The organism is Pseudoxanthomonas daejeonensis (genome assembly GCF_022637495.1).
Taxonomy (GTDB): Bacteria; Pseudomonadota; Gammaproteobacteria; order Xanthomonadales; family Xanthomonadaceae; genus Pseudoxanthomonas; species Pseudoxanthomonas daejeonensis.
In genome coordinates, this window is sequence record NZ_CP093331.1 from 616,940 (window position 1) to 641,973 (window position 25,034).

Genomic DNA, 25,034 nt, shown 5'->3' on the forward strand with positions numbered 1-25,034 from the left:
GCCCCGTTTACAGGCGTAATCCTTTGTCGATTACACGCGTAAACAGAAGCGCGTGTCAACACCCCCGGCGAGGCACCTCGCCCATGCCCTAAGCTGGCCGCATGACCCATCATTTCAACGACCTGGACGCGGCGGTGGATCATCTGCTCGCGCAGCTGCCGACCGCCATGCATGTGGCAGCGCCCCTGGGCCTGGGCAAACCGCACCGCCTGCTCAATGCGCTGTACGCCCGCGTCGAAGGCGACCCGGCGCGGCCGCTGCACCTGTACACCGCGCTGTCGCTGGACCCGCCCTCTCCGGGCCAGGGCCTGAAGGCCCGGTTCGTGCGGCCGTTCCTGGCCCGGCATTTCGGCGATGACTTCCCGCGCCTGGCCTATGTGCAGGCGATGAAGCGCGATGCGTTGCCGGCGCACGTCGAGGTCGAGGAGTTCTACCTGCAGTCCGGCGCGCTGCTGGACTCGAGCCAGACCCAGCGGCGCTACGCCAGCCTCAACTACACCCATGTCGCCGCTGCACTGGCGCACCGCAGGACCGACATGATCGTGCAGAAGGTGGCGCGCGCGCCCGGCGGCGACCGGCTGTCGTTCTCGTGCAACACCGACCTCACCCAGGACACCGTCGATGCGCACCTGGCACGCGGCCTGCCGCGTCCGCTGATGGTGGCCGAGGTCGATCCGCACCTGCCCTGGCTGGGTGGAAGCGCGGTGGCACCGGCAGGCTTCTTCGATGTCGTGATCGATCCGCCGGCGCCGCATCCGCGTCCGTTCGGTCTGCCGCGGCAGCCGGTCGACGACGCCGATTACGCGATCGGCCTGTACGCCAGCACGCTGGTGCGTGATGGCGGCACCCTGCAGATCGGAATCGGCGCACTGGCCGACGCGCTGTGCCATGCGCTGGTGCTGCGGCATACCGACAATGCCCGTTACCGGCAGGTGCTGGCCGCGCTGGACCCGGACCTGGAGGACCACCCGGCGGTGCGCGAGAGCGGTGGGCTGGGCCCGTTCGAGATCGGGTTGTACGGCTGCAGCGAGATGATCAACGAGGGCTTCAAGCGCCTGGTGGAAACCGGCGTGATCCGGCGCAAGGTAGTGGACGATCCGGCGCTCATGCAGCGCCTGGCCGACGGCACTGCCAACCTCGGCGACCATGCGCGGCTGGAGCGCGACGGCGAATACCTGCATGGCGCGTTCTACCTGGGCTCGCCGGATTTCTACGCCTGGCTTCGCGACCTGCCGGACGAGCAGCGCCACGCGATCGGCATGCGCCGCATCGGCACGGTCAACCAGATCCACGGCAACGACGAGGCATTGCAACGCCTGCAGCGCCACGACGCGCGCTTCTTCAACAGCTGCATGATGGCCACCGCGCTGGGTGCCGCGGTCTCGGACGCGCTGGAAGACGGCCGCGTGGTCTCCGGCGTTGGTGGCCAATACAACTTCGTGGCGATGGCCCATGCCCTGCCCGGAGCGCGTTCGGTGCTGCTGCTGCGTGCGGTGCGTGAAGCGCATGGCCGCACCGATTCGAACGTGCGCTGGAACTACGGCCACGCCACCATCCCGCGCCACCTGCGCGACGTCTACGTGGACGAGTACGGCATCGCCGACCTGCGCTACGCCAGCGACGAGGATTGCGTGATCGCGATGGCGGGCATCACCGATGCGCGTTACCGCGACGGCCTGCTCGAACACGCCCGCGCCGCACGCAAGCTGCGGGCCGGCTTCCAGGTACCCGCCCGCTGGGAGCGCAACACGCCGCAACGACTGGGCGCGGCGCTGGCCCCGTTCCGCACCGACGGCACCCTGCCCGACTACCCGCTGGGCAGCGATTTCACCGCGGTCGAACAGCGCCTGGTACGCGCACTGGCCTGGCTGCAGGCGGGCACCGCGCGACCGGCCGGCAAGCTGCAGGTAATCGTGCGGGCACTGCGGGGTAGCGGGCAGGATGATGCCGAAGCGCTGGCGCGCATGGGCCTGGACGCGCCACGCGGCGCGGGCGCCTGGCTGGAGGCGCGCCTGCTGCGCCTGGCACTGGCCCAGACCGCACGTCCCGCTTGATTTCCAGCATCGCCAACGCCATCTCTTCCGGACTGCACGACCGCACCCGCACACCCATGACCACTCGCGCTGAACAGATCCGTGATGCCCTGTCCGTCCTGGAGCCGCTCCACCTGGACGTGACCGACGAGAGCCACATGCACAGCCGTGGCCTGGAGACGCACTACAAGGCGGTGATCGTCAGCCCCCTGTTCGAGGGCCAGCGTGCGATCAGGCGCCACCAGTCCGTCTATGCGGCGATGGGGCCGCTGATGCAGCAGGTCCACGCGCTCGGCCTGCACACCTACACGCCGGCCGAATGGGAAGCCGACGCGGATGTTCCCGATTCGCCACGCTGCCGCGGCGGCAGCAAGCACGACCCCGCCTGAGCGGGCGATCCTCGCACGGCGTCGACGACGCTGAACATCGCACACCGGCCTTCACGCGGGCACTGCATGCGCCTGCGCAGCGTATCGGCACATCCTGCCGGAGCGCGCCATGGTCCCGTATTCCCGTCCTGCCTTCCTCGCGCTCGCCATTGCGCTGTGCGCCGCACTGCCGCCCCCGGCGGCCGCCCGGCCGGCCGATGGCGCGGCACTCGCGACTTCCGCGGATGATCGCAGCCAGCACGAAGGGGCAGGCGCGCTGCTGCGCCTGCAGGTCCTGCTGGATCGGGCACGCTTCTCGCCGGGTGAAATCGATGCGCTCGCCGGCTCCAACCAGCAACGCGCCTTGCGTGGCTTCCAGCAGGCCCGTGGCCTGCCCGTGACGGGAAATGCGGATGCGGCGACATGGCAGGCGCTCGAACAGGACACCGCTCCGGTGCTGGTCGATTACACGCTGACCGCCGCCGACATCGAAGGGCCTTATGCGCGCCTGCCCGACGACATCATGGAGCAGTCGAAGCTCGACAAGCTCGGTTATGCCTCGTTGCCGGAGGCGCTCGGCGAACGGTTCCATGCCAGCCCGGCCCTGCTCGGGCAGCTCAATCCCGGAATCGCGCAGGCGCGTCCCGGCACCGTGCTGAAGGTCCCCGCGGTGGCGACCGATCCCTTGCCCAAGGCCGCACGCCTGGTCGTCGATCGCAGCGATTCGGTATTGCGCCTGCTCGACGGAGAGGGCCGCGTGTTCGCCCAGTACCCCGCCTCCAGCGGCAGCGAACACGATCCGCTGCCGCTCGGCGAATGGAACATCGTGGCCGTCGCGCCGGATCCGACCTTCCACTACAACCCGGACCTGTTCTGGGATGCCGATCCGTCGCACGGCAAGGCCAAGCTGGCGCCCGGTCCGAACAATCCGGTCGGCACGGTCTGGATCGACCTCTCCAAGCCGCATTACGGCATCCACGGCACTCCCGAGCCCAGTGGCGTTGGCAAGCGGCAGTCGCACGGCTGCATCCGCCTGACCAACTGGGATGTGGCGGCCGTCGCCGCGGCGATCGATACGCGCACGCTGGTCACGCTCCAGGAATGATTGCCACGACCGCTGCATCCACGGACGCACTGCCATGAAGACCCTGCTGGCCCTCCTGCTGTGCGTCGTCCTGGCCCTGTTCGCATTGGCCCACTTGGAAGGTGCGGGTGGACTGACCTCGCTGATCGAAGTCCAGCCGAGCCCCGTACCCACCGATGCTGCGCCCACGCTGGCCGCGACCGGGACAACCCGATCCGCTCCCCCGATGCCCGCGACACCCGAGGCAGCGGCAGCCGCTGCTGCTGGGCCGCTTCCCGCCCGGCACCCCGAGGCCGGCGCTGCCTCCGCGCTCCTGCTGCCCGTCCAGGGCATCGGGCCGGCGCAACTGCAGGACACGTTCACCGATGCGCGCAGCGAGGGGCGCCTGCACGACGCCATCGACATCATGGCGCCCGCCGGAACGCCGGTGCTCGCGGTCGCCGACGGAAGCGTCGAGAAACTGTTCGACAGCCAGCGCGGCGGCCTGACGATCTACCAGTTCGAGCCCGATGGCCGGCTTGCGTATTACTACGCGCACCTGCAGCGCTACGCCGATGGCCTGGCCGAGGGACAGGTCATCAGGCGTGGCCAGGTGATCGGCTACGTGGGTGCCACCGGGAACGCAGACCCGGCGGCGCCGCACCTGCATTTCGCGATCTTCGTGCTGGGACCGGAACGGCGCTGGTGGGAGGGCACCGCGGTCAATCCGTATCCGGTACTGAGCGGAACGGCACCGCTGCCCTGAACACACCTCGCGGTCGCAACCCGCATCGCGAGGCGAGACTGTCGAGTGCAGACAGGCGCCAACGAAGAAGGGGCGCTTGCGCGCCCCTCCTGGTCCACTGCCCACGCTGCGACGGCAGTACCGCCGCACCAGGCTGATTCGCGTATTACAGCGCCTTCGCCGCTTCGACCACCTTGTCCGTGGTGATGCCGAAGTAGGTGTACAGCTCGCCGGCGGGCGCGGAGGCACCGAAGCGGTCCAGGCCGACCACCGCGCCATCCAGGCCGACGTACTTGCGCCAGAAGTCGGTGACGCCCGCTTCCACCGCCACGCGCTTGCGCACGGCCTTGGGCAGCACCGACTCGCGGTAGGCCGCATCCTGGCGATCGAACACGTCGGTCGACGGCAGCGACACCACGCGGGTCTTCAGGCCGGCGGCATCGAGCACCTTCTTGGCTTCCACCGCCAGCGACACCTCCGAACCGGTGCCCAGCAGGATCACGTCCGGGTTGCCGCCTTCCGCGTCGGCGAGCACGTAGCCGCCGCGCTCGACCGCCTTGAGCTGCGCATCGCTGCGCGGCTGATGCGGCAGGTTCTGGCGGCTGAACACCAGGCAGCTCGGACCGTCCTGACGGACGATCGCCGCCTTCCACGCAACTGCCGATTCGGCCGCGTCGCAGGGACGCCAGACGTCGTTGTTGGGGATGTAGCGCAGCGTGGCCAGGTGCTCGACCGGCTGGTGGGTCGGGCCATCTTCGCCCAGGCCGATCGAGTCATGGGTGTAGACATGGATCACGTGCGCCGGAATCAGCGCGCTCATGCGCAGCGCATTGCGCGCGTAGTCGCTGAACACCAGGAAGGTGGCGTCGAACGGCAGGAAGCCGCCGTGCAGGGCGATGCCGTTGGCAATGGCGCTCATGCCGAATTCGCGCACGCCGTAATGCACGTAGTTGGCATCCGGATCAGCCTCGGTGACCGACTTGCTGGCCTTCCACTGGGTGAGGTTGGACGGGGCCAGGTCGGCCGAGCCGCCGATCAGTTCCGGCAGCAGCGGTGCGAAGGCGCCGATCGCGTTCTGCGAGGCCTTGCGCGAGGCGATGGTCGCGCCTTCGGCCTGGACCTTGGCGATGTACTCATCGGCCGCCGCGAGGAAGCCCTGCGGCAGTTCGCCCTTCGAGCGGCGCGAAAGTTCTGCCGCTGCGTCGGCGTGCTGCGCGGCGTAGCGGTCGAACAACTGCTGCCACTCGGCCTGGCGCCGGGTGCCGGCATCGTTGCGCCAGCCGGCGTAGATGTCCTGCGGGATTTCGAATGCGGCGTACGGCCATTCCAGCGCCTTGCGCGCGCCTTCGAGCTCGTCCTTGCCCAGCGGCGAGCCGTGCGACTCCTCCTTGCCGGCCTTATGCGGGGCACCAAAACCAATAATCGTCTTGCAGCAGATCAGGCTCGGCTTGTCGCCCACGGCCAGTGCGGCATCGATCGCCGCCTTGATCGCGGCCGGGTCGTGGCCGTCGACGCCGCGCACCACGTGCCAGCCATAGGCCTCGAAGCGCGCCGGCGTGTCATCGGTGAACCAGTCGTGGACTTCGCCGTCGATCGAAATGCCGTTGTCGTCCCAGAACGCGGTCAGCTTACCCAGGCCCCAGGTGCCGGCCAGCGACGCAGCTTCGTGCGAGACGCCTTCCATCAGGCAGCCGTCGCCCATGAACACCCAGGTGCGATGGTCGACGACGTCCAGCTGCGGACGGTTGTAGCGCTGCGCCAGCAGCTTCTCGGCGAGCGCGAAACCGACCGCGTTGGCCAGGCCCTGTCCCAGCGGACCGGTGGTGGTCTCCACGCCAGGCGTCTCGTGGCGTTCCGGATGGCCGGCGGTCTTGCTGTGCAGCTGGCGGAAGCGCTTGAGCTCGTCGATCGGCAGGTCGTAGCCGCTCAGGTGCAGCAGCGCGTAATGCAGCATCGAGCCGTGCCCGTTGGACAGCACGAAGCGGTCGCGGTTGATCCAGTGCGGATCGGACGGGTTGTGGCGCAGGTAGTCGTTCCAGAGCACTTCGGCAATGTCGGCCATGCCCATCGGCATGCCGGGATGGCCGGACTTGGCGGCTTCGACCGCATCGGCGGCGAGGAAACGGATGGCGTTGGCCAGCTGGCGGCGGGTGGGCGTCGTCATGTCGTCGGGTGGGGTCACAAGGCACCCGCGGCGCTGCGGGCCGCCCATTGTCCCATTCCTTGTCCACTCCTGTCCCGCGGCTGGACGCAAAAAAAACGCGTGCGCACCGGTACGGGCAAGGTTTTCGCTGAAACCGGTGGGCCGCGCGACGCAGCCGGATTCCTGTTCGAGATCGAGCCGCTCGAGCCTGGAAGCAGGCAGGAACCAGCCCGGACGGGCCCGCCTCGCCGCCGGGCCGCCACTTCCTCCTGCGCGGCCCGGCGCTACCACCAGGCTCGCGCGCTGCCACGCCGTGGGCTTGGCCGGGACTGCTCCTACGCGGCTTCGCGCGCGGCGGGTGCCGGCGGCAGCGATGCCTCCGTTTCGCCGTGCGCCACCAGCGTGGCCAGGGTCAGGTCGCCGCTGACGTTGAGCGTGGTCCTGCACATGTCGAGGAAGTGGTTCACGCCCAGGATCAGGCCGATGCCGATCGGGTCGACGCCGACCATCGCGCAGATCAGCGCGACCACCGGCAACGAGCCCGATGGCACGCCCGCGGTACCGATGCCACCGAGGATGCACACCAGCATCACCATGAACTGCTGGCCCAGGCTCAGGTCCACGCCGAAGAACTGGGCCAGGAAGATCACGGTGACGCCTTCGAACAGCGCGGTCCCGTTCTGGTTGGCGGTGGCGCCCACCGTCAGCACGAAGCGCGACACCTTCGGCGGCAGGCCCATCTGGTCGGCCACGCGCAACGCGGTCGGCAGGGTCGCATTGCTCGACGCGGTGGAGAACGCCATGACCGCCGCTTCCTGGATGTCACGGAAGAACTTCAGCGGCGAGCGCCCGACCATCCGCACCGCCAGCGAATAGGTGCCGAACATGTGCAGCGCCAGCGCCAGCACGACCACGCCCACGTACGCGCCCAGCCGGACCAGCAGGTCGAAGCCGAAGATCGCCGCCAGGTTGAACATGAAGCAGAACACCGCGTACGGCGCCAGGCGGATCACCAGGCCGATCAGGGTCATCGATATCTCGAACACGCCCTCGATCCCGCGCTTGAGCGTGGCCACCTTCTCGTCGCGCGTCAGCACCATGCCTACGCCGAACATCACCGCGAAGAACATCAGGGCCAGGATCGAACCATTCTCCGACGCGGCCTTGATCACGTTGCTCGGCACGATCGACAGGACCATGTCCATGCCGCGCGGCTGGGTGTCGACGCTGGCCACGATCTCGCGGCTGCGTTCGGCGTTCTGCACCAGCAACTGCTGCGCGAGCGCCGGATCCACGCCCGCGCCCGGCTTGAAGGCATTGACCAGCACCAGCCCGATGAGCACCGCCACGCCGGACAGCACCACGGTGTAGGCGAGCGTCTTCCAGCCGATCCGGCCGAGGGCGCGGATGTCGCCCATCTCGGCGATGCCCATCACCAGCGCCGAGAACAGCAGCGGCACGATCAGCATGAAGATCAGGTTGAGGAACAGGCGCGACGCTGGCGTGGTCACGTAGTGGGTGAACGCCTGGACCCAGCCCGCGTCCGCGCCGGCGCTCAGGTGCACGACCAGGCCGAGCACCAGGCCCAGGCCGAAGCCCAGGCCCATCTTCCACGGCATCGGCCAGGGGCGGCGTGCGGTCGCGGTCATGCGGGTGTCTTCCGGAAAGATGCAGTTTGCAGCTTAGCAAACCGGCCAAGGCACTCAGCGCGGGGGATACAGCGGCGGCAGCGGTGCGATTGCGTCCGGCGCGGACATCTTCCAGCGCGGACCTTCCCGGAAAGCGGAGCGCAAAGCGGCTCGCGCCCGTGCCGGCTCGCCCTCGCCGGCCCACAATGCGCGCCGCATCGCGTCCAGCGACTCACGCTGCGCCGGATCGTCCAGGCGCCCGATCACTTCATCCAGGCCGGATGCCGGCGGCGATGCCATGTGCTGCAGCATGCGCACCGCTTCGTCGAAGCCGCCGGTGTCCAGCGCACGGCGCAGGTCCGGCAGGGTCGGTCGCGTGGTGATCGTCGAGGTCGAAGCGGACGCGTGGCGGCGTGCCGCACCCTGATGCGGGGCGCGCCGCCGCGACCACAACACCCAGGCCAGCGTGGCGAGCCATAGCGCTGCGAAGACCAGTGCCAGCCAGAGCCACGCGGGCCGTGCCATCGGCATGGCGTCCGCGCCTGCGGCATCGACCGGTGCGGCCACGCCGGCCGGTGCCGCCGCCTGGCCCGCCGCCGGTGCCGCAGCGCCGGCATCCGCGCCCACGGCCACATCCAGTTGCAGGTCCGGCAAGGTCGCCACCCTGGCCTGGCCAGCCGTGGTGTCCCACCAGTCCATCCGCGGCCCGGCCACGCGCAGCGGACCCGGGCGCAGCGGCACCACCGAGAAGCGGCGTACCGCGGTCAACTGCGGGCCGCCATCGACGAAGCGCTCGGTGGTCTCGGCGCGCTCGGCAAACACCTGCGCACCTTCCACCTGCGGGACCGGGATCTCGGGGAACTGCGCCGACGTGGCACCCTGCGCGACGGCTTCCACCGCGATCTCCACCGCTTCGCCAGTGCGCGCACCGTCAGGCGCGGCCAGGTAGCGCAGGCGCAGTTCGCGCAAAGGCAGCCAGGGCTGCGGTGCCGCATCGGGTTGCGCGCGCACCTGCAGGGTCTGCGCGGGGCTTTCCGCCGACAGGTTGCGGCCATTGCCGAACAGGTCGTCGAAGAAACCGCCGGCACCCTGTCCACGAAAGCGCGCCGGTGGCAACGCCAGCGGGCCGCTGCGTTCGGGCACGAGCAGATAGCGCCGCTCGACCACCTGGTAGCGACGCCCGCCGATCTGGCGACTGCTCTGCACGTCATCGCCGACGCGCTGCAGCGCGGTGCCCGCGGGTGGATCCTGGGTGAGTTCGCCCGAAAGCAGCGGGGTCGCGTAATACAGGCGCAGGGTCAGGCCCACGCTCTGCTGCACGTAGGGGGATGGATCGTCCACCCGCGATTCGAGGAACACGTCGCCGCGCGCCACCGGGGCCTGGGCCATCGAGGCATCCAGCGCGAGCGGCGCAGTGCGCTCGGCGCCGACCTGCAGCGCCGGTACCTGCAACCTGCCCGCACGGCGCGGCGTCAGCGCCACTCCGAAGAGCGTGCGGTCCTGCCCCCGGGCCGCGCTGCGGTACGGCGGGCCGAGCGAGAAGTCGTCCTGCAGCGGGGTGTAATCGGGCGCCACTCCACGCTGGTCGGTTTCGATGTTGAGGGTGACCGCCTCACCCTGCGTCACGCTGCCACGATCAAGCCAGGCGCGGGTTTCCGCATGCGCTCCGGGCACGGCGAAAGCGCAGGCCGCCACCAGGGCCTGCGCGACACGGACCATACGCGACCAGCGGTTCGACAACGCGGCGTTCGATCCCGTCGGGGCGGCGCATTGCGCTGATTGCGTGCAGCCGCTCATCTGCCCTCCTGCTGGCGTCGCTCGTACTCGAGCCGGAACTTGGCGCGCAGCAGCCCGCCCGGATCGTCCGGAACACGCCGCAGCCACGCCTCCCGCGCCTGCCGCTGTTCGCGTGCCTGTGCATCCTCCTGGGCCGGGCGTGATGGCGATGCCTGCGTCGGCTCCTTGCCCTGGCCTTGCTGCAACGCCTGCTGCATGCGCTCGCGCTGCTCGCGATCTGCCTGCTCCTGCCGCTGGTTCGCCTTCGCGTCCCCTGCCGTCGGTGGAGGCGGCTCATCGGCCGGCGACGATTGCCCATCGCCCTGGGGGGATTGCTGCGACGGGTCGGCTTTCTGCTGCGAAGGCGAAGCGTCCTGCCCCGGTTGCCCGTCGCCCTGCTGGTTCTGCTTCGAATCCTTCTGGCTGTTCTGGCCTTGCTGCCCCTGCTGCCCTTGATTGCCCTGTGGCGGTTGCTGTCGACGCGCGGACTCGACCACGCGCCGGTTGGCGACCGCGTCCTCCATGCCGGGCGACTGCTCGAGCGCGCGGTCGTAGGCGGCGATCGCGTCGTCGTAGCGCCCCTGTCGCGCCAGGGCATTGCCGAGGTTGTAGTGCGCATCGGCACCGCGCGCGTCCGCCTCGGAAAAGGCGTCGCCGGCGGCAGCGAAATCACCCTGCCGGTAGGCATCGACGCCCTGTTCGATGCGCTTCTGCGCCTGCTGGTCGTCGCGACGCCACCAGCCACCCGCGCCACCGTCCGCGGCGTGCGCAGGCGCGGGCAGCGACAGCAGCAGCGCCAGCGGCAATGCGGCCAGCACACCGGCACCGCGACGGAATGCCAGCGCACCCAACAGCAACAGCGGCAGCAGCAGCCAGTAGCCCTGGTCGAGCCACACGCGCTGGCCACCGCCCGCACGCTCCAGCGCCGCGGCCGCAGCAGGTTCCAGCACGCCCAGCGCGCGCAGGTCCGCGTCATCCACGCTCAACTTCGCGTAGCGCCCCCCGCCGGCGCCGGCCAGCGCACGCAAGCCGGCTTCGTCCAGGCGCGCAGGCTGCATCGCACCGCCGCGGTCCCGGTACATCGCACCAGCGGCGGAGCCCAGTCCGAGCGCCGAAATTCGGTATCCCTGCGCGGCCACCGCCGCGGCGATGTTCTGCGCGGCCGCGTCGACTTCGCCGGTCACCAGCAGGATGTCGCCGCGCTCGAAACCGGCCTGGTGCAGCAGGCTCGCCGCATGGGTGATCGCGCGCTCGGGCCGGCGACCGTCGACCGGCATCACGTCCGGCGCCAACGTGTCCAGGAACAGCGCGATGTTGCCGGCGTCAGTGGTGAGCGGCGCGACCGTATAGGCGTCTTCCGCCCAGGCGATCAGGCCCACTTCGCCACCTTCACGTTCGCCCAGCAGCGTAGCGATCTTGGCCCGCGCCTGCGCCAGTCGTGTCGGCGCAAGGTCGGGGGTAAGGCTCGAAGAGGACAGGTCCAGTGCGATCACCAGCGGCGCGCGGGTCTCCCATTGCGGCCTCTCCTCCTGGCGCCACCCCGGCCCGGCCAGGGCCACGACCGCCAGCGCGAACGCCAGCGACAGTCCAGCGAGGCGCCATCGGGCGCGCCCCTGTCCGGGTTCGAGCAGGTGCACGAGCAGGTGCGGGTCCACCGCATCCCGCCAGCCCTGTCGCCGCCGTGCGCGCCACAACCACCACAACAACGGCAGTGCCAACAGCGCCCACAGCCACAGCGGTCGCTGGAAGTGCACGGCAGGCAGCGCAAGCCACTCCGGCAACGAGGCGCTCAGCCAGGCACTCATGCGCGACTCCAGCGCGGCGCGATCCGCGACAGCGGCCAGGCGACGATCACCAGCACCAGCGCCATGCCCAACGGCCAGGGATAGCGTTCGATCCGTGGCCTTACCGGCGCGGCCGCCACTTCCACGGGTTCCAGCCGGTCGAGTTCGGAATAGATGCCAGCAAGCTGGCCGGTGTCGCGCGCGCGGAAAAAGCGGCCACCCGTTGCCTCCGCAACCTGGCGCAACGTGGCCTCGTCCACTTCCTCGCCACCCTGGATCGGCACCGGGACGCCGAACAGGGAAAAGCCTGCGCCGCTGCCACCGAAGGCGATGGTATGCACGCGCACGCCTTCGGCCTTGGCAAGTTCGGCCGCCTTGAGCGGATCAAGCACGCCGGCGGTGTTGACGCCGTCGGTAAGCAGGATGAGCACGCGCTGGCCTTCGGGCTGCTCGCGCAGGCGCTTGACCGCCAAACCGATCGCGTCGCCCAGCGCGGTTTCGCGCCCGGCCAGGCCGGCGACGCTGTCGCGCAATTGCAGGCGTACCGAATCGCGATCCAGGGTCAGAGGGGTGAGCATGTACGCACGTTGCCCGAACACCAGCAGGCCGACGCGGTCGCCGGCACGGCGCTGCAGGAAATCGGCGATCACCGACTTGGCCGCGGTCAGGCGATCGACGACCTGCCCGCCGAGCTCCATGTCGGTCTCGCTCATGCTGCCGGACAGGTCCACCGCCAGCAGCATCTGCCGCGCCTCGCGCGGTGGCGTCTCCGCCTGGCCGAGCTGCTGTGGACGCGCGGCGGACGCGCACAGCAGGATCCAGGCCAGCGCGGGCAACAGCCAGGCGCTGTGCAGCCGGGCGCCATCGGCGCTGGCGACACCGTCCAGGCGCGCACCCCAGGGCACACGCAACGCCTGCACGCTGCTGCGCCGCGGCGGCAGCAGCAGGTGTGCAAGCAGCGGCAACGGCAACGCAGCCCATGCCCATGGCCAGGCGAAACCGGCGAAGCCCTCCTGCCATGCCGTCCACCATGCGCTCATCGACGCCCTTCCATCAGTTCCAGGAAGCGCGTGCGCGCGAGCGCATTGGCAGCGGCGAAAGCGCCCGGCTCCAGTTGCGGCCGGAACGCTCCATCGAGCAGCAGGCGCCCCGCGCCATCGCTGAACGCATGGCCGCGCGCGCCGTCGAGGAAGTGCAGCCAGGCTTCGCCTTCCAGCAGCTCGGCCCCTGCCTGGCGCCGCCGCGCCGCGCGGCGCAGCAGTTCCGAAATCGCAGCCACGCGCTCGGGATGACTTTCCTTGGCTGTAGCGGCATCGAACCAGCGCTCCCAGCGCCGGCGTCGCAGCATCCTCCAGGTTCGCCAACCCAGCCAAGCGATGAAGGGAAGCGCGATCGCAGCCGCAAGCAGCCACCAGCCCGGGGCCAACGGCCACCAGGAGGGCGACGGCGGCAGGTGCACGTCACGCAGCGGCAGGCGGGTGGGATCCATGCGCGCCCTCCCTCACCCGTCCGCGGACAATGGAGTGGCTTCCTGGCCGGACCCGGCCATCCCTGCATCACGAGGCCGCAGCCAGTCCCCCGATGCGGCATCGCTCGACAGGCAGCGCACCTGCCAGCCCAGCCCCGGCAGGGTACGGGACAATTCCTGCGCGGGTTCGACGAAGGCCTGGTGCCAGCGCCCGCGAACGGCGGCCCGATCCAGTGCCACCTGCAAGCGGCGCAATCCAGCGCGGAATGCGAACTCGCCGCGCGGCGGCGAAGTCTCCAGTGGATCCTGCAGCAGCACCAGGGTGGCCTGGTGGTGCCGCGCCAGCGCGGTCCAGCGCAGCGCCGGCACGCGTGACGCGCTGGCCGCGTCGGCCAGCACCAGCAGTTGTGCACCGGGACGCAGCAGGCGCTGGGCGTGCTCCAGTGCCACCTCCAGGCCAGCGTCGTCCTGCGGCGGCCGCGCATACCAGCGCGCAAGCGCATCGAGCACGCGCATCGCGCCGCGCAGGCCCGTGGCTGGCGGAATCGCCGGCTCGCCCCCGCGCAGCGCGGCGATGCGGTCGCCCGCCTGCAGCGCGGTCCACACCGCCACCGCACCGGCACGCGCGGCCTGGACCGACTTGAAGCGAACGCGGGTGCCGAAGTAGAGCGCCGGCGCGGTATCGGCCACCAGCAGGGTCAGGCGCTCACGCTCGGCCTGGAACAGCTTGGTATGGGCGCGCCCGCTGCGGGCAGTCAGGCGCCAGTCCATGCGCCGCACGTCGTCACCGGCGACATACTCCCGCGATTCCGCGTATTCCATGCCACGGCCGCGCAGCGCCGACGGCGCCGATCCATGCACGCCATGACGCCCGCGTCGCGGCTGTGGCGTGCGCTGCGCCTCGGCGCGCAGCGCGACCAGCTCGGCAACGGTCGGCACGATGCCCTGACCCGCGGCATCGACCACGGCCGGGACCGGGCCCGCCGTGCTCACGGCGGCGGAACCCGTTCCATCAGCGCTGCGACCAGGCGATCGCCGTCCCAGCCCTCGGCCAAGGCCTCGTAACTGGGCAGGACCCGGTGGCGCAACACGTCGGGCGCCACCGCGCGCACATCCTCCGGGGTCACGTAGTCGCGGCCGGCAAGCCAGGCGCGGGCGCGGGCGCAGCGCTCGAGCGCGATCGAACCGCGCGGACTCGCACCCCAGGCGATGCGTCGGCCAAGCGCGGCGTCGTAGCGTCCGGCATCACGGGATGCCAGCACCAGTTCGATCAGGTAGCGCTCCAGTGCCGGCGCAAGGTGCAGGTCGAGGACCTGCTCGCGGGCAGCGAATACCTGGGCCTGCGGCATGCGCTCGATGGGCGCGGCGGGTACGTGCATCGACTCGCGTGCGCGCTCGCGTGCCAGGCGCAGGATTTCCGCTTCCATGCCGGCATCCGGATACCCGATCCGCACATGCATGAGGAAGCGGTCGAGCTGCGCCTCAGGCAACGGGAACGTGCCCTCCTGCTCGATCGGATTCTGCGTGGCCATGACCAGGAACAGCGGTGGCAACGCGTAGGTATGGCGGCCGACCGTCACCTGGCGCTCGCCCATCGCCTCCAGCAGTGCCGACTGGACCTTGGCGGGCGCGCGGTTGATCTCGTCCGCCAGCAGCAGGGGATGGAACACCGGGCCGGGCTGGAACTCGAAGCGTCCTTCCTGCGGGCGCCAGACTTCGGTGCCGGTCAGGTCGGCCGGCAACAGGTCCGGCGTGAACTGGACGCGCGCGAAGTCAGCCTCCAGATGGGCGGCCAGGGTGCGAATCGCCGTGGTCTTGGCCAGGCCCGGCGCGCCTTCCACCAGCAGGTGGCCGTCAGCGAGCAGCGCGATCAGCAGGCGCTCTACCAGCGCGGACTGCCCGACGATGGTCGCGGCGAGCTTCTCGCGCAGCGAAAGGAAGGCGGCATGCAGGTCGCCGGCGTCGGGCGCGGGGGGTTGGGTATCCATGGCCGCATTCTGACCGATGTGCCGGCGCCAAGTTCCCGCCGGGCATGAACGCCCCAAAAGCGGACGGGGCCCGCAGGCCCCGTCGCTTCATTCCATTCCTGCCGCCAGGCTCAGGCGCGCTTCTCGACCCGCATGACCTTGGGAGTCAGGAAGATCAACAGCTCGGCCTTGTCCTTGGTCCGGCTGGTCTTCTTGAAGAAGGCGCCGAGGAACGGCACGTTGCCCAGGAACGGCACCTTGGCGACGCTGTTGGCATCGGTGAACTCGTACACGCCACCGATCACCACGGTCTGGCCATCGTCCACCAGCACCGCGGTGTTGATCTCGCGCGTGGCGATCTCGGGCACCTGGCCGATGCTGGTATCGATGTAGCGCAGCACCTCGTCCTTGGTCACGTGCACGACCATGAACACGCGGTCATCGCTGGTGATGGTCGGCGTGACCTTCAGCTCAAGAACGACGTCCTTGAACTCGACGGTCGGCGTCGGGAACGCCTGGCTGCCGCCGCCGGTCAACGTCACATAACCCACTTCACGGCCCTGGCGGATGATCGCCTCGCGCTGGTTGGAAGTGACGACGCGCGGATTCGACAGCACTTCGCCGCGACCTTCCTGCTGCAGCGCCGACAACTCGATGTCGATGGCGAAGTTGGCGCCCAGCAGGGTGTAGGCCAGGGCACCGACGTTCATTCCACTGGCGGTGGTCGCCGGCAGGTTGAAGTTCAGGCCGCCCGGGATGTTGTAGGTGCCATCCTGGATGATATCGACGTTGTTCTCGAGCGAGCCACTGATCACCCGGGTGTTGTTGCCGATCTCGCGGCCCTGCACGCCGAACCGCGCACCCAGATCGCGGGCGAAGCTGTCGGTGGCAATGACGATGCGGCTTTCGATCAGCACCTGGTCGACGGGACGGTCGATGACACTGATCAGCTCGCGCATCTGCGCGACCTTCTTCGGGATGTCGCTGATCATCAGCGTGTTCGTGCGTTCGTCGGCGACGATGCGCCCACGCGGCGACAGGAAGCCGTTCTCCTGGTCGTTGCCGCCGCCGCCGCCGCCCTGGCCCTGGTTGCCGATGCCCTTGGCCTCGGTCAGCGCTTTGAAGATCGCCGCTGCGTTGTGGTAGTTGATCTGGATGTAATCGGTCACCAGGTCGACACGGTTCTCCAGGTCGATGCGCGCGTCTTCCTTGGCCTTCTCGAACGCGGCCAGTTCCGGCTGCGGCGCGACCCAGATCACGCTGCCATCACGGCGCTTGTCCAGGCCCTTGGCGCGCAGGACGATGTCCATGGCCTGGTCCCACGGCACGTTGACCAGGCGCAGGGTCACATTGCCCGTCACCGTGTCGGACGCCACGATGTTGAGGTTGGACTCCTCGGCGATCAGCTGCAGGACCGTGCGTACCGGCACGTCCTGGAAATTGAAGGTCACCGGGCGACCCGAGTAACCCTGCTTGGCGATCCGCGCGTTGACGCCTGCCACCGCAGGCCCGCTCACCGCGCCGACTGCCGCGGCGCTCGCCCGCGGGGAGATCTCCACGACGTACTCGTTGCCGGTCTGGTAGGCCAGCGACTCGTAATCGCCGCGCGTGCTGAGCACAAGCTGCGTACCGCCGGCATAGGACTTGGCGTCGATGCGCTGCACCGGGGTAGCGAAGTCGGTCACGTTGAGCGGCCGCTGCAGTTCGGCGGGCAGGCTCGCGTTGGCGACGTCCACGACCACGCTGCCGTCCTGGTTGCGCAGGTCCGGTGCCGCTCCGTCGCCGTCGAAGCGCAGGATCAGGCGACCAGCGCCACCATCCCCGCGCTTGAAGTCGATCTGCGACACCTTGGATTTGGCGGCCGCCGCCGCACCGGCCTGCGGCGTGGCCGCAGTTGCCGTGAGGCAGGGTGCGGACAGGGCAAGCGCGAGCCCCAGGCCGCAGGCCCGGATAATCGCCGGGCGCCGCGGGGTGCGCAGGCTCTGGGCATTGGAAAAGGTCATCGTGCTATCCCCTAATCATTGATCTTCGAGCGCGATGGAGGCCGGACGTTCCAGCCAGCCGCCCGCACCATCGGGCACCAGTTCAACCAGTTCGATCTTGTCTTCCCGCACCGAGGTCACCCGACCATCGCTCTGCCCCAGGTAAGCCCCCGGGCGAATGCGATGGGTCACCCGGTCCGGTGCCATCACCAGTGCAATCAGGCCACCACCTGCACCGATGGTGCCCACCATGTCCAGGCTGTCCAGCGGATACTGTTCGAGCGGTTCCTTGCGCCGGTTCGGATCGGGGCGCAGACCGGAGCCCCCGTCCGGGTTGCTCCAGGCATCGCTGAACGGATCGCGCAGATCCTGCGCCGCGTACTCGAAGGTTTCGAACTGCTGCATCACCGGCAGTGGATCCAGTGGCGGAGCGGGACGCGCCCGCACATCGGCAACCCACTTTTCCAGGTTGGGAGCCTCGCCCGGCGTACTGGTCACGCTGCGGCCGCATGCACCCAACGCCAGCACCAGCATCCCCGCAACCAGCCATCGGAATGCATGGCTACCACGGATATGGACCATGCTCATGCGTCGCCTCCGGTCTTCGCGCGCGCCTTCTTCTTACCACCGCTGGCGCCCGCCGCTTCCTGGGCCGCCGTCTCTTGTGCGGCGATCTCCAGTTCGTCCAGATAACGATAGGTCTTCACCGTGCCGGACAGTTCCAGCGCGCCGCCCCGGGTAATCGCCTTGCCATCCTTGGGCTGCAGCTGGATATCGTGCATGGTCAGGATCACCACGCGGGGCAGCGAAGCCACGCCGCTGACGAAGGCACCGAACTGGTGGTAGTTGCCCACCATCCGCAGGGCGATCGGCTTCTCGGCGTAGAACTCCTTCGGCGTTTCCGGTCCCGGCTGGAACAGCTCGTTGGCCAGGCCGCTGGACAGCGCGGTCTGCGAGATGTCGATGATCAGGTCAGGCATCTCGGTCTTGCTCGGCAGCTGCCGCAGCATCTGCTGCAGGACCTGCTCCATCTGTGCCAGCTGCTGGCGCAGCGGCTCCAGGTTGGCGGCCTTGCCCTGTTCGCGTTCGAATTCCGCGCGCAGGCTGGACTCCTTGCCCTCGAGCCCAGTGAGCTCCTCGACCTTGCCGCGGATCAGCACAAGGTAGGCCATGATCAGGATGAACAGCGCCAGCAGCACGCAGAAGACGACTTTAGCCTGCTGCGGCCATCCACCGATGTTGTTGAAATCCAGGTCGCTGACGTTGAACTTCTTCTTCGTGCTCATGACGCCGGCCTCCCCTCGGTCTGCGCGGCCGGTTGCGTTTGTTCAGTCTTGGACGGCACGGTGGCCTCGGGCTGCGGCGTAGCGGCCGGCGGTGCCGCGGCGGGCGGTGCGACGGCAGGCGACGGGGCGGTGTTCGCGGCCTCCGCTGCACCCGGGGCCGCCTCGGCAGCGGCTGGATCGATCACCGCCGGCTCCATGCCCTCGGCAATGGCCGCATTCGGGTTGGCCAGTTGCACCTTCAGGCTGAAGGTGTAAGGCAGCGTCCGGCTCGCACTGGTGGGGACCGGCGTCGGGGCCGACTTCTCGTCCTTCTTGACCTCGATGATCGACAGGTCCGGCTTGGTCATCCAGCCCGAGACCTCGAGGTTGCGCATATAGGCGCTCACGCGGGCGTTGGACTGGGCGCTGCCCTGCAGGGTGAGGATGTCCCCTTCCTGCTTGATCGAACCCAGGGCCACGCCGTCGGGGATCGTGCGCACCAGCGAGTCGAACAGGTGCACCATCTGCGAGCGGTTGGCCTGCAGCTCCTCGATGACCTTCTTGCGCGCCAGCAGCCGATCCTTCTTGGCATCGAGCTCCTTGATCTCTTCGTTCTGCTTCTGGACCTTGGCGATCTCGGCCTGGAGGAACTGGTTGCGATCCTGCTGGCCACTGATCTGGCGGTCGTAATAGAACCAGACCAGGAACGAGAGCAGCACGCCGGCCAATGCGGCCAGTCCGAGCATTCCCTGGAACTCGCGCTGGCGCTGCTTGCGGCGTTCGGCACGCCACGGCAGAAGATTGATCCGTGCCATCAGTCGAAGCTCCTCAGGGCCAGGCCGGTGGCGATCATCAGTGCCGGAGCGTCCTGGGCCAGTGCCTGCGCCTGCACGCGCGGACCGAGGGTCATCTGCGCCAGCGGATTGGCGACCTGGGTCGGCACGCCCAACTGCTCTTCGACCATCTCGGGCAGGCCGACGATGGAGGCACAACCGCCGGCCAGGACCACCTGGTCGACGCGATTGAACTCGCTGCCGGCATAGAAGAACTGCAGGAGGCGGCTGATCTGCTGGACGGTGGCTTCCTTGAACGGCTCCAGCACCTCGACCTCATAGGTCTCGGGCAGGCCGCCCTGGCGCTTGGCCTGGCCAGCTTCCTCGTAGGTCAGGCCATAGCGGCGCATGACTTCGTCGGTCAGCTGCTTGCCGCCGAACACCTGTTCGCGGCTGTACAGGCTGCGTCCACCGCGCAGGACGTTGAGCGTAGTCATGGTCGCACCGATGTCGACCAGGGCGACCACGCCGTCACGCCCCACCGGCAGCTCGTCGGCGATCAGGGCGAAGGCGTTCTCGACCGCGAAGGCCTCTACGTCCATCACCTTGGCCGTCAGTCCGCCCAGCTCCAGCGCCGATTCGCGCAACTCGACGTTCTCGGAACGCGAGGCTGCCAGCAGCACCTGCACCATCTCCGGATTGCTGGGCATGGCGCCGAGCACTTCGAAGTCGAGGTTTACTTCCTCGATCGGGTACGGGATGTAGTTGACCGCTTCGAGCTCGACCTGGGCTTCCATGTCGTTCTCGTCCAGCTCGGCCGGCATGGGGATGATCTTGGTGATCACCGCCGATCCGGCCACCGCCGCGGCTGCGTTCTTGACCTTGGTGCCGGAGCGGTTGACGGCGCGGCGAATCGCTTCGCCCACCGCCTCCACTTCGACGATGTTCTTCTCGACCACCGCATTGGGTGGCAAGGGTTCGACCGCGTAATGTTCCACGCGATAGCGGTTGCCGCTGCGCGAAAGCTGCAAGAGCTTTACCGCAGTCGAACTGATGTCGACGCCAATAAGCGGCGACTGACTTTTCGGGATGAGCCCCACGGTTTCTCCCCTGCCGACGGGCACTTGGCTGAACTACCTGTGCCTGCGCATTAGATAACGGTTATTTCAGGCTTGGCAACACCCCCATGTGCAGGCTGGGATGCCTGTCACGGGTGGCCTTGGCCTTCGCCCCCTTGCTGTCCCCCGGACATTCCCCTGTGGATGTCCTTGGAACATCTATACTCTGCGGCCGCAAAATCTGCAATCGGAACCCCTCGATGCCCCGTCTTCGCCGCCTGCTGCGCTGGGTGCTGATCGCCTCCGCGGGCCTGGCCCTGCTCGCCGCCATCGGCCTGGGAACGCTCTACTTCATCCTGTCCTCGCGCCTGCCGGAAGTCGAGTCCCTGCGCGAAGTGGAGATGCAGGAACCCCTCTATGTCTATGCCGCCGACGGGCAGTTGATGGCCGTTTTCGGTGAGAACCGGCGTTACCCGGTCGGCATCGAGGAAGTGCCCGAGCGCCTGCGCCAGGCCTTCATCGCGATCGAGGACGCCCGCTTCTACGAGCACGGCGGCGTGGACTACAAGGGCGTGGCGCGCGCGGTCTGGTTGCTGGCCACCACCGACGGCAAGCGCGTGCCCGGCGGTTCCACCATCACCCAGCAGGTGGCGCGACAGTTCTTCCTGAGCTCCGAATACAGCTACCAGCGCAAGCTGGCCGAAATGCTGCTGGCGATGAAGATGGAGCGCGCGCTGAGCAAGGACGAGATCCTTGCGCTGTACCTCAACAAGAGCTTTTTCGGCAATCGCGCGTACGGCGTGTCCGCGGCGGCCGAGTACTACTACGGCAAGAAATTGGTCGACCTGTCGCTGGACGAGATGGCCTCGCTGGCCGGCATCCCCAAGTTTCCGTCCAGCGGCAACCCCATAAGCAACCCGGAGCGGGCGCAGATCCGCCGGGACTACATCCTGGACCGGATGGCCGAACTCGGCTTCGTCAGCGCCGCCGAGGCCGCCGCGGCCAAGGCCGTGCCGATGCATGCCAGCCCCCACGAGCCACCGGTGGAAGTGGCCGCGCCCTACGTCGCCGAGATGGTCCGCCAGGAGATGATCGCCCGCTACGGACCCGAAGCGGTCACCCGCGGTTACCACGTCACCACGACCATCCTGCCGGACCTGCAGGCGGCGGCCGACAAGGCGGTACGCGACGGCTTGCACCTGTACGACCACCGCCACGGCTGGCACGGGGTCGAGCGCCAGGCCGAAGTCGCCACGGACGCCGACGATGCCGCGCTTGCCAAGGCCCTGGCCGGTACGACCTCGCAGGGCGCCCTGTTGCCCGTCGTGGTCGCCGGGACCGCCGCCGACGGCAGCGCGCGGGTCGTCCTCGCCGACGGCAGCAGCATCACCCTCCCCGCCTCCGCGGCCCGCTGGACCGGCAAGAGTCCCGCAGCCCTGCTCAAGCGCGGCGACGTGACCCGGGTCCGCCGCGGCGAGAAGGAAGGCGAATACCTGCTCGACCAGGTCCCCCGCGGCCAGTCCGCGCTGGTCTCGCTGGATGCCAACAACGGTGCGCTGCGCGCGCTGGTCGGTGGTTACAGCTTCGCCGGCAACAAGTTCAACCGCGCCACCCAGGCCCGCCGCCAGCCCGGCTCCAGCTTCAAGCCGTTCCTTTACGCGGCATCGTTCGAGAAGGGCTTCAATCCCGCATCGATCGTGCTCGACGCGCCCGTGGTGTTCCGCGACCGCCGCGGCAATACCTGGTCGCCCCAGAATGACGGCGGCGGCTTCAGGGGCCCGATGCGGCTGCGCGAAGCGCTGGTGCAGTCGCGCAACCTGGTCTCGGTGCGCCTGCTGGATGCGATCGGGGTGAACTTCGCCCGGACCTACATCGCCCAGTTCGGCTTCGACGAAGCGGAGCTCCCGCCGAATCTTTCGATGTCGCTCGGCACCGCCTCGCTGACCCCGCTGTCGGTCGCACGCGGTTACGCCGTGTTCGCCAACGGCGGCTCGCGGGTCGACCCCTGGTTCATCGACGAGGTGCGCGACCGCAACGGGCAGGTGCTGTTCAAGGAATCGCCCGCGCAGGCCTGCCGCGGTTGTGGTGGCGGGGCGGGCACGACCGGCGCCGCGACCGTGCCGCAGGTCGTCGACGGCTTCAATTTCGGTGCCGTCGCGCCGGCCACCGCACCCCAGCAGGCGCCGGCACCGGTCGCGGAAGCGAAGGAGGCTCCTGCGACGCCCGCGATACCGGCGCCGGACGGCAAGGTCGCGCCGCGCGCGATCGACGAACGCACCGCCTACCAGCTGGTGTCGATGATGCGCGACGTGGTCCAGCGGGGCACGGGCACGGCCGCCAAGGTGCTGGAGCGCGAGGACGTGGGCGGCAAGACCGGTTCGACCAACGACCATCGCGACGCCTGGTTCTCCGGTTTCGGCGGCCCGCTTGCGACCACGGTCTGGGTCGGCCGTGACGACTTCCGCTCGCTGGGCTATCGCGAATACGGCGGCAAGGCCGCGCTGCCGATCTGGATCGACTATATGCGCGTGGCGCTCAAGGACCAGCCGATCGCCGCCAACGAGCCACCGGCCGGCATGGTCAAGGTCTACGTGGATGGCGCCGGGCACATGTCCACCGAGGGCGGCGGCCTGGTCGAGTTCGTCAAGGTCGAGGACCTGGAGCGCATGCGCAACAGCCTCGACTTCCTCGGACCCGAACAGAGCGACGAGGAAGCGTTCGATATCTTCTGACCGATCCCGGGAGGAGTGGCGGGGTGACGCGAGCGATCCGTCACCCGCCGGTGCCGGCGTGCGCTACAGTCGCCTCAAACGGCCAGGGACACCGCCATGCACCGTGCGCCCCAGCATGCGCAGACCCGCACCCGCGAGCGCCGCCATCGCCTGGCCCACGAAGCAGCCCGGTTGATGGCCGAAGGCGGCATCCGCGATTTCCACCAGGCCAAGCTCAAAGCGGCGGCCCGACTGGGCATCCATGACGACGCGTCGCTGCCACGCAATCGCGAGATCGAGGATGCGCTGCGCGAGTACCAGCGGATTTTCCTCGGCGATACGCAGGCCACTGCCTTGCGCCAGCGACGGGAGGCCGCGGTGCGGGCGCTGGAATTCCTGGCGCCATTCGAGCCACGGCTGGTCGGCCCGGTACTCGACGGTACCGCTGACGCGACCTCGCCGGTGCTGCTGCACGCCTACACCGACGATGCCGAGGCCGTGGCCCGCTTCCTCGACGAGCACGGGATACCGGCGCAAGCACGCGAGCGCCAGCTGCGCCTGGACCGGGAACGCCGTGCCGACCTGCCGGTGTGGCTGTTCAGCGCCGAAGACCTCGCCTTCGATATCACCGTCCTGCCCTTGCACGCCCTGCGACAGGCACCGCTGTCGGCGGTGGACGAGCGCCCGATGCGGCGGGCCTCGCTGGCGCAGCTGCGGCAGTTGCTGGCCGACGACGAGATTGCCGGATACGAGGGCTCGCTTCCCTAGCCTCGCTGCCTTGCAGCGCGCCCCCGGTCGCGCCCCTTGACCTTGCCTGCGGCCACGCAACCGCAGATGCACCGGCTCCCTCAAAAGAAAACGCCCCGCGCGGGCGGGGCGCTCCTCGACAACCGACCGCTGCGATCAGCGCTGGTCCATGCCCTTGTAGTCGCGCACGTCGTAGCCGGTGTAGATCTGGCGCGGACGGCCGATCTTGGCTTCCGGATCGACCTGCTGCTCCAGCCAGTGCGCCACCCAGCCGGCAGTGCGGCCGATGGCGAACATGACCGTGAACATCTCGGTCGGGATCTTCAGCGCCTTGTAGATGATGCCGCTGTAGAAATCGACGTTCGGGTACAGCTTGCGCTGGATGAAGTACTCGTCCTTCAGCGCCGCCTCTTCCAGCTTCATCGCCACTTCCAGGAGCGGATCGTCCACGCCGAGCTCGCCCAGCACCTTGTGGGTCATCTCGCGGATGATCTTGGCGCGCGGATCGAAGTTCTTGTAGACGCGGTGGCCGAAGCCCATCAGGCGGAAGCCCGACTCCTTGTCCTTGGCCTTGGCGATCGCCGATTCGACCTTGTCCGGGGTGCCGATCTCTTCCAGCATCTTCAGCACCGCCTCGTTGGCGCCGCCATGCGCGGGACCCCACAACGCGGTGATGCCCGCGGCGATGCAGGCATACGGATTGGCTCCGGTCGAACCGACCAGGCGCACCGTGGAGGTCGAGGCGTTCTGCTCGTGGTCGGCGTGCAGGATGAACAGCAGGTCCAGCGCCTTGGCCACGACCGGGTTCATCTCCAGCGGTTCGCTGGGCACCTCGAACATCATGTGCAGGAAGCGGTTGACGTAGTCGAGGTTGTTGCGCGGATAGCGCGACGGCCAGCCGATCGAATAGCGATAGGCGGCGGCAGCCAGGGTCGGCACCTTGGCGATCAGGCGGATCGCGGCCAGGCGGCGCTGCTCCGGATCGTTGAGGTCCAGGGTGTCGTGGTAGAACGCCGACAGCGAAGCCACCGTGCCGGCCAGCATGGCCATCGGATGCGCGTCGTAGTTGAAGCCCTGCAGGAAGTTCTTCAGGGACTCGTGCATCATCGTGTGATGCGTGATCTCGTGCTCGAACTTCTGGAACTCGACCGGGGTCGGCAGTTCGCCGTTCATCAGCAGATAGGCCACTTCCAGGAAGCTGGAATGCTTGGCCAGTTGCTCGATAGGGTAACCGCGATACAGCAGGACGCCGTTGTCGCCGTCGATGTAGGTGATGGCCGACTTGCAGCTCGCCGTAGCGGTGAAACCGGAATCGTAGGTGAAAAGGCCGGTTTCCTTGGTCAACTTGGAAATGTCGATGCAGTCGTTGCCCAGCGTCGGCTTGAGCACCGGCAGGGCTACCGACTTGTCGCCGGCATTCAACGTGACCTGGTCGAGATTGGACACGGTGTGCGCTCCTCTGTGGGGTAGGCATCGCACCTTGCGTGGAGGCGCCCGGTACGGTTGCGAGGGAGTCCGCGGCC

20 protein-coding genes are annotated in these 25,034 nt (G+C 68.8%); 6 read left to right on the forward strand and 14 right to left on the reverse strand.

All coding sequences use genetic code 11. The features are described 5' to 3' along the window. Positions 1-101: 101 nt before the first annotated feature. The 4 genes from MNQ95_RS02950 to MNQ95_RS02965 all read left to right on the forward strand — a co-directional run bounded on the left by MNQ95_RS02950 (position 102) and on the right by MNQ95_RS02965 (position 4,230). The gene (locus MNQ95_RS02950; RefSeq protein ID WP_241953748.1) at positions 102-2,054 is read left to right on the forward strand and encodes an acetyl-CoA hydrolase/transferase C-terminal domain-containing protein; all 1,953 of its coding nucleotides are present in this window, start codon (positions 102-104) and stop codon (positions 2,052-2,054) included. 56 nt (positions 2,055-2,110) lie between these two features. Continuing rightward, on the forward strand, positions 2,111-2,422 hold the full coding sequence (locus MNQ95_RS02955) for a BolA family protein (protein ID WP_241953749.1): 312 nt from the start codon (positions 2,111-2,113) through the stop codon (positions 2,420-2,422). Between the two features lie 109 nt (positions 2,423-2,531). Next, positions 2,532-3,506 carry a L,D-transpeptidase family protein gene (locus MNQ95_RS02960; RefSeq protein WP_425605700.1) on the forward strand — a complete coding sequence of 325 codons (975 nt, stop codon included), beginning with the start codon at positions 2,532-2,534 and terminating at the stop codon, positions 3,504-3,506. Positions 3,507-3,540: 34 nt separating this feature from the next. After that, positions 3,541-4,230, forward strand: a complete 690-nt coding sequence (locus tag MNQ95_RS02965; protein ID WP_241953750.1) for a M23 family metallopeptidase — start codon at positions 3,541-3,543, stop codon at positions 4,228-4,230. 145 nt (positions 4,231-4,375) lie between these two features. Here the strand turns inward: MNQ95_RS02965 and tkt are convergent, their stop codons facing one another. The 13 genes from tkt to MNQ95_RS03030 form a co-directional block, all read right to left on the reverse strand. Continuing rightward, on the reverse strand, positions 4,376-6,373 hold the full coding sequence (tkt, locus tag MNQ95_RS02970) for a transketolase (RefSeq protein WP_241953751.1): 1,998 nt from the start codon (positions 6,371-6,373) through the stop codon (positions 4,376-4,378). A gap of 314 nt (positions 6,374-6,687) precedes the next feature. Beyond that, positions 6,688-8,001, reverse strand: a complete 1,314-nt coding sequence (locus tag MNQ95_RS02975; RefSeq protein ID WP_162411198.1) for a dicarboxylate/amino acid:cation symporter — start codon at positions 7,999-8,001, stop codon at positions 6,688-6,690. Positions 8,002-8,055: 54 nt separating this feature from the next. After that, positions 8,056-9,699, reverse strand: coding sequence for a BatD family protein (locus MNQ95_RS02980; protein ID WP_425605729.1), 1,644 nt, complete (start codon positions 9,697-9,699; stop codon positions 8,056-8,058). A 74-nt stretch (positions 9,700-9,773) separates the two neighbouring features. Beyond that, positions 9,774-11,561 (reverse strand): tetratricopeptide repeat protein, encoded by a 1,788-nt coding sequence (locus MNQ95_RS02985; RefSeq protein WP_241953753.1) that lies wholly within the window; start codon positions 11,559-11,561, stop codon positions 9,774-9,776. Next, positions 11,558-12,580 (reverse strand): vWA domain-containing protein, encoded by a 1,023-nt coding sequence (locus MNQ95_RS02990; protein ID WP_241953754.1) that lies wholly within the window; start codon positions 12,578-12,580, stop codon positions 11,558-11,560. The genes MNQ95_RS02985 and MNQ95_RS02990 overlap by 4 nt, the downstream gene beginning before the upstream one ends. Continuing rightward, a complete protein-coding gene (locus tag MNQ95_RS02995) occupies positions 12,577-13,029 on the reverse strand; it encodes a DUF4381 domain-containing protein (protein ID WP_241953755.1) in 453 nt (150 codons plus the stop codon). Before MNQ95_RS02995 ends, MNQ95_RS02990 begins: the two co-directional genes overlap by 4 nt. A 12-nt stretch (positions 13,030-13,041) precedes the next feature. Beyond that, positions 13,042-14,001 carry a DUF58 domain-containing protein gene (locus MNQ95_RS03000; RefSeq protein WP_241953756.1) on the reverse strand — a complete coding sequence of 320 codons (960 nt, stop codon included), beginning with the start codon at positions 13,999-14,001 and terminating at the stop codon, positions 13,042-13,044. Continuing rightward, the gene (locus tag MNQ95_RS03005; protein ID WP_241953757.1) at positions 13,998-14,996 is read right to left on the reverse strand and encodes an AAA family ATPase; all 999 of its coding nucleotides are present in this window, start codon (positions 14,994-14,996) and stop codon (positions 13,998-14,000) included. The genes MNQ95_RS03000 and MNQ95_RS03005 overlap by 4 nt, the downstream gene beginning before the upstream one ends. Before the next feature lie 110 nt (positions 14,997-15,106). Next, positions 15,107-16,978 (reverse strand): type IV pilus secretin PilQ, encoded by a 1,872-nt coding sequence (locus MNQ95_RS03010; protein WP_241953758.1) that lies wholly within the window; start codon positions 16,976-16,978, stop codon positions 15,107-15,109. Positions 16,979-16,993: 15 nt separating this feature from the next. Beyond that, the gene (locus MNQ95_RS03015; protein WP_241954342.1) at positions 16,994-17,491 is read right to left on the reverse strand and encodes a pilus assembly protein PilP; all 498 of its coding nucleotides are present in this window, start codon (positions 17,489-17,491) and stop codon (positions 16,994-16,996) included. Positions 17,492-17,541: 50 nt separating this feature from the next. Then, positions 17,542-18,243 (reverse strand): type IV pilus inner membrane component PilO, encoded by a 702-nt coding sequence (locus tag MNQ95_RS03020; protein ID WP_241953759.1) that lies wholly within the window; start codon positions 18,241-18,243, stop codon positions 17,542-17,544. Then, the gene (locus tag MNQ95_RS03025) at positions 18,240-19,037 is read right to left on the reverse strand and encodes a PilN domain-containing protein (protein WP_241953760.1); all 798 of its coding nucleotides are present in this window, start codon (positions 19,035-19,037) and stop codon (positions 18,240-18,242) included. Before MNQ95_RS03025 ends, MNQ95_RS03020 begins: the two co-directional genes overlap by 4 nt. Further along, complete coding sequence (locus tag MNQ95_RS03030; RefSeq protein WP_338423331.1) at positions 19,037-20,095, reverse strand: pilus assembly protein PilM; 1,059 nt, start codon at positions 20,093-20,095, stop codon at positions 19,037-19,039. Before MNQ95_RS03030 ends, MNQ95_RS03025 begins: the two co-directional genes overlap by 1 nt. A gap of 218 nt (positions 20,096-20,313) precedes the next feature. Between MNQ95_RS03030 and MNQ95_RS03035 the strand changes: the two genes are divergently transcribed. Further along, positions 20,314-22,785, forward strand: a complete 2,472-nt coding sequence (locus MNQ95_RS03035) for a penicillin-binding protein 1A (RefSeq protein ID WP_241953762.1) — start codon at positions 20,314-20,316, stop codon at positions 22,783-22,785. A gap of 96 nt (positions 22,786-22,881) precedes the next feature. Next, a complete protein-coding gene (locus tag MNQ95_RS03040; protein WP_241953763.1) occupies positions 22,882-23,532 on the forward strand; it encodes a hypothetical protein in 651 nt (216 codons plus the stop codon). Positions 23,533-23,667: 135 nt separating this feature from the next. Here MNQ95_RS03040 and MNQ95_RS03045 read toward each other — a convergent pair whose 3' ends face one another. Continuing rightward, positions 23,668-24,957: a citrate synthase gene (locus MNQ95_RS03045; protein WP_162411186.1), complete on the reverse strand. Its 1,290-nt coding sequence runs from the start codon at positions 24,955-24,957 to the stop codon at positions 23,668-23,670. Between the last annotated feature and the right edge of the window lie 77 nt (positions 24,958-25,034).

Coding starts and splice junctions, on each gene's coding strand:
- MNQ95_RS02950 (WP_241953748.1), top strand. CDS start 102: ATGACCCATCATTTCAACGACCTGGACGCGGCGGTGGATCATCTGCTC.
- MNQ95_RS02955 (WP_241953749.1), top strand. CDS start 2,111: ATGACCACTCGCGCTGAACAGATCCGTGATGCCCTGTCCGTCCTGGAG.
- MNQ95_RS02960 (WP_425605700.1), top strand. CDS start 2,532: ATGGTCCCGTATTCCCGTCCTGCCTTCCTCGCGCTCGCCATTGCGCTG.
- MNQ95_RS02965 (WP_241953750.1), top strand. CDS start 3,541: ATGAAGACCCTGCTGGCCCTCCTGCTGTGCGTCGTCCTGGCCCTGTTC.
- tkt (WP_241953751.1), bottom strand. CDS start 6,373: ATGACGACGCCCACCCGCCGCCAGCTGGCCAACGCCATCCGTTTCCTC.
- MNQ95_RS02975 (WP_162411198.1), bottom strand. CDS start 8,001: ATGACCGCGACCGCACGCCGCCCCTGGCCGATGCCGTGGAAGATGGGC.
- MNQ95_RS02980 (WP_425605729.1), bottom strand. CDS start 9,699: ATGGTCCGTGTCGCGCAGGCCCTGGTGGCGGCCTGCGCTTTCGCCGTG.
- MNQ95_RS02985 (WP_241953753.1), bottom strand. CDS start 11,561: ATGAGTGCCTGGCTGAGCGCCTCGTTGCCGGAGTGGCTTGCGCTGCCT.
- MNQ95_RS02990 (WP_241953754.1), bottom strand. CDS start 12,580: ATGAGCGCATGGTGGACGGCATGGCAGGAGGGCTTCGCCGGTTTCGCC.
- MNQ95_RS02995 (WP_241953755.1), bottom strand. CDS start 13,029: ATGGATCCCACCCGCCTGCCGCTGCGTGACGTGCACCTGCCGCCGTCG.
- MNQ95_RS03005 (WP_241953757.1), bottom strand. CDS start 14,996: ATGGATACCCAACCCCCCGCGCCCGACGCCGGCGACCTGCATGCCGCC.
- MNQ95_RS03010 (WP_241953758.1), bottom strand. CDS start 16,978: ATGACCTTTTCCAATGCCCAGAGCCTGCGCACCCCGCGGCGCCCGGCG.
- MNQ95_RS03015 (WP_241954342.1), bottom strand. CDS start 17,491: ATGCTGGTGCTGGCGTTGGGTGCATGCGGCCGCAGCGTGACCAGTACG.
- MNQ95_RS03020 (WP_241953759.1), bottom strand. CDS start 18,243: ATGAGCACGAAGAAGAAGTTCAACGTCAGCGACCTGGATTTCAACAAC.
- MNQ95_RS03025 (WP_241953760.1), bottom strand. CDS start 19,037: ATGGCACGGATCAATCTTCTGCCGTGGCGTGCCGAACGCCGCAAGCAG.
- MNQ95_RS03035 (WP_241953762.1), top strand. CDS start 20,314: ATGCCCCGTCTTCGCCGCCTGCTGCGCTGGGTGCTGATCGCCTCCGCG.
- MNQ95_RS03040 (WP_241953763.1), top strand. CDS start 22,882: ATGCACCGTGCGCCCCAGCATGCGCAGACCCGCACCCGCGAGCGCCGC.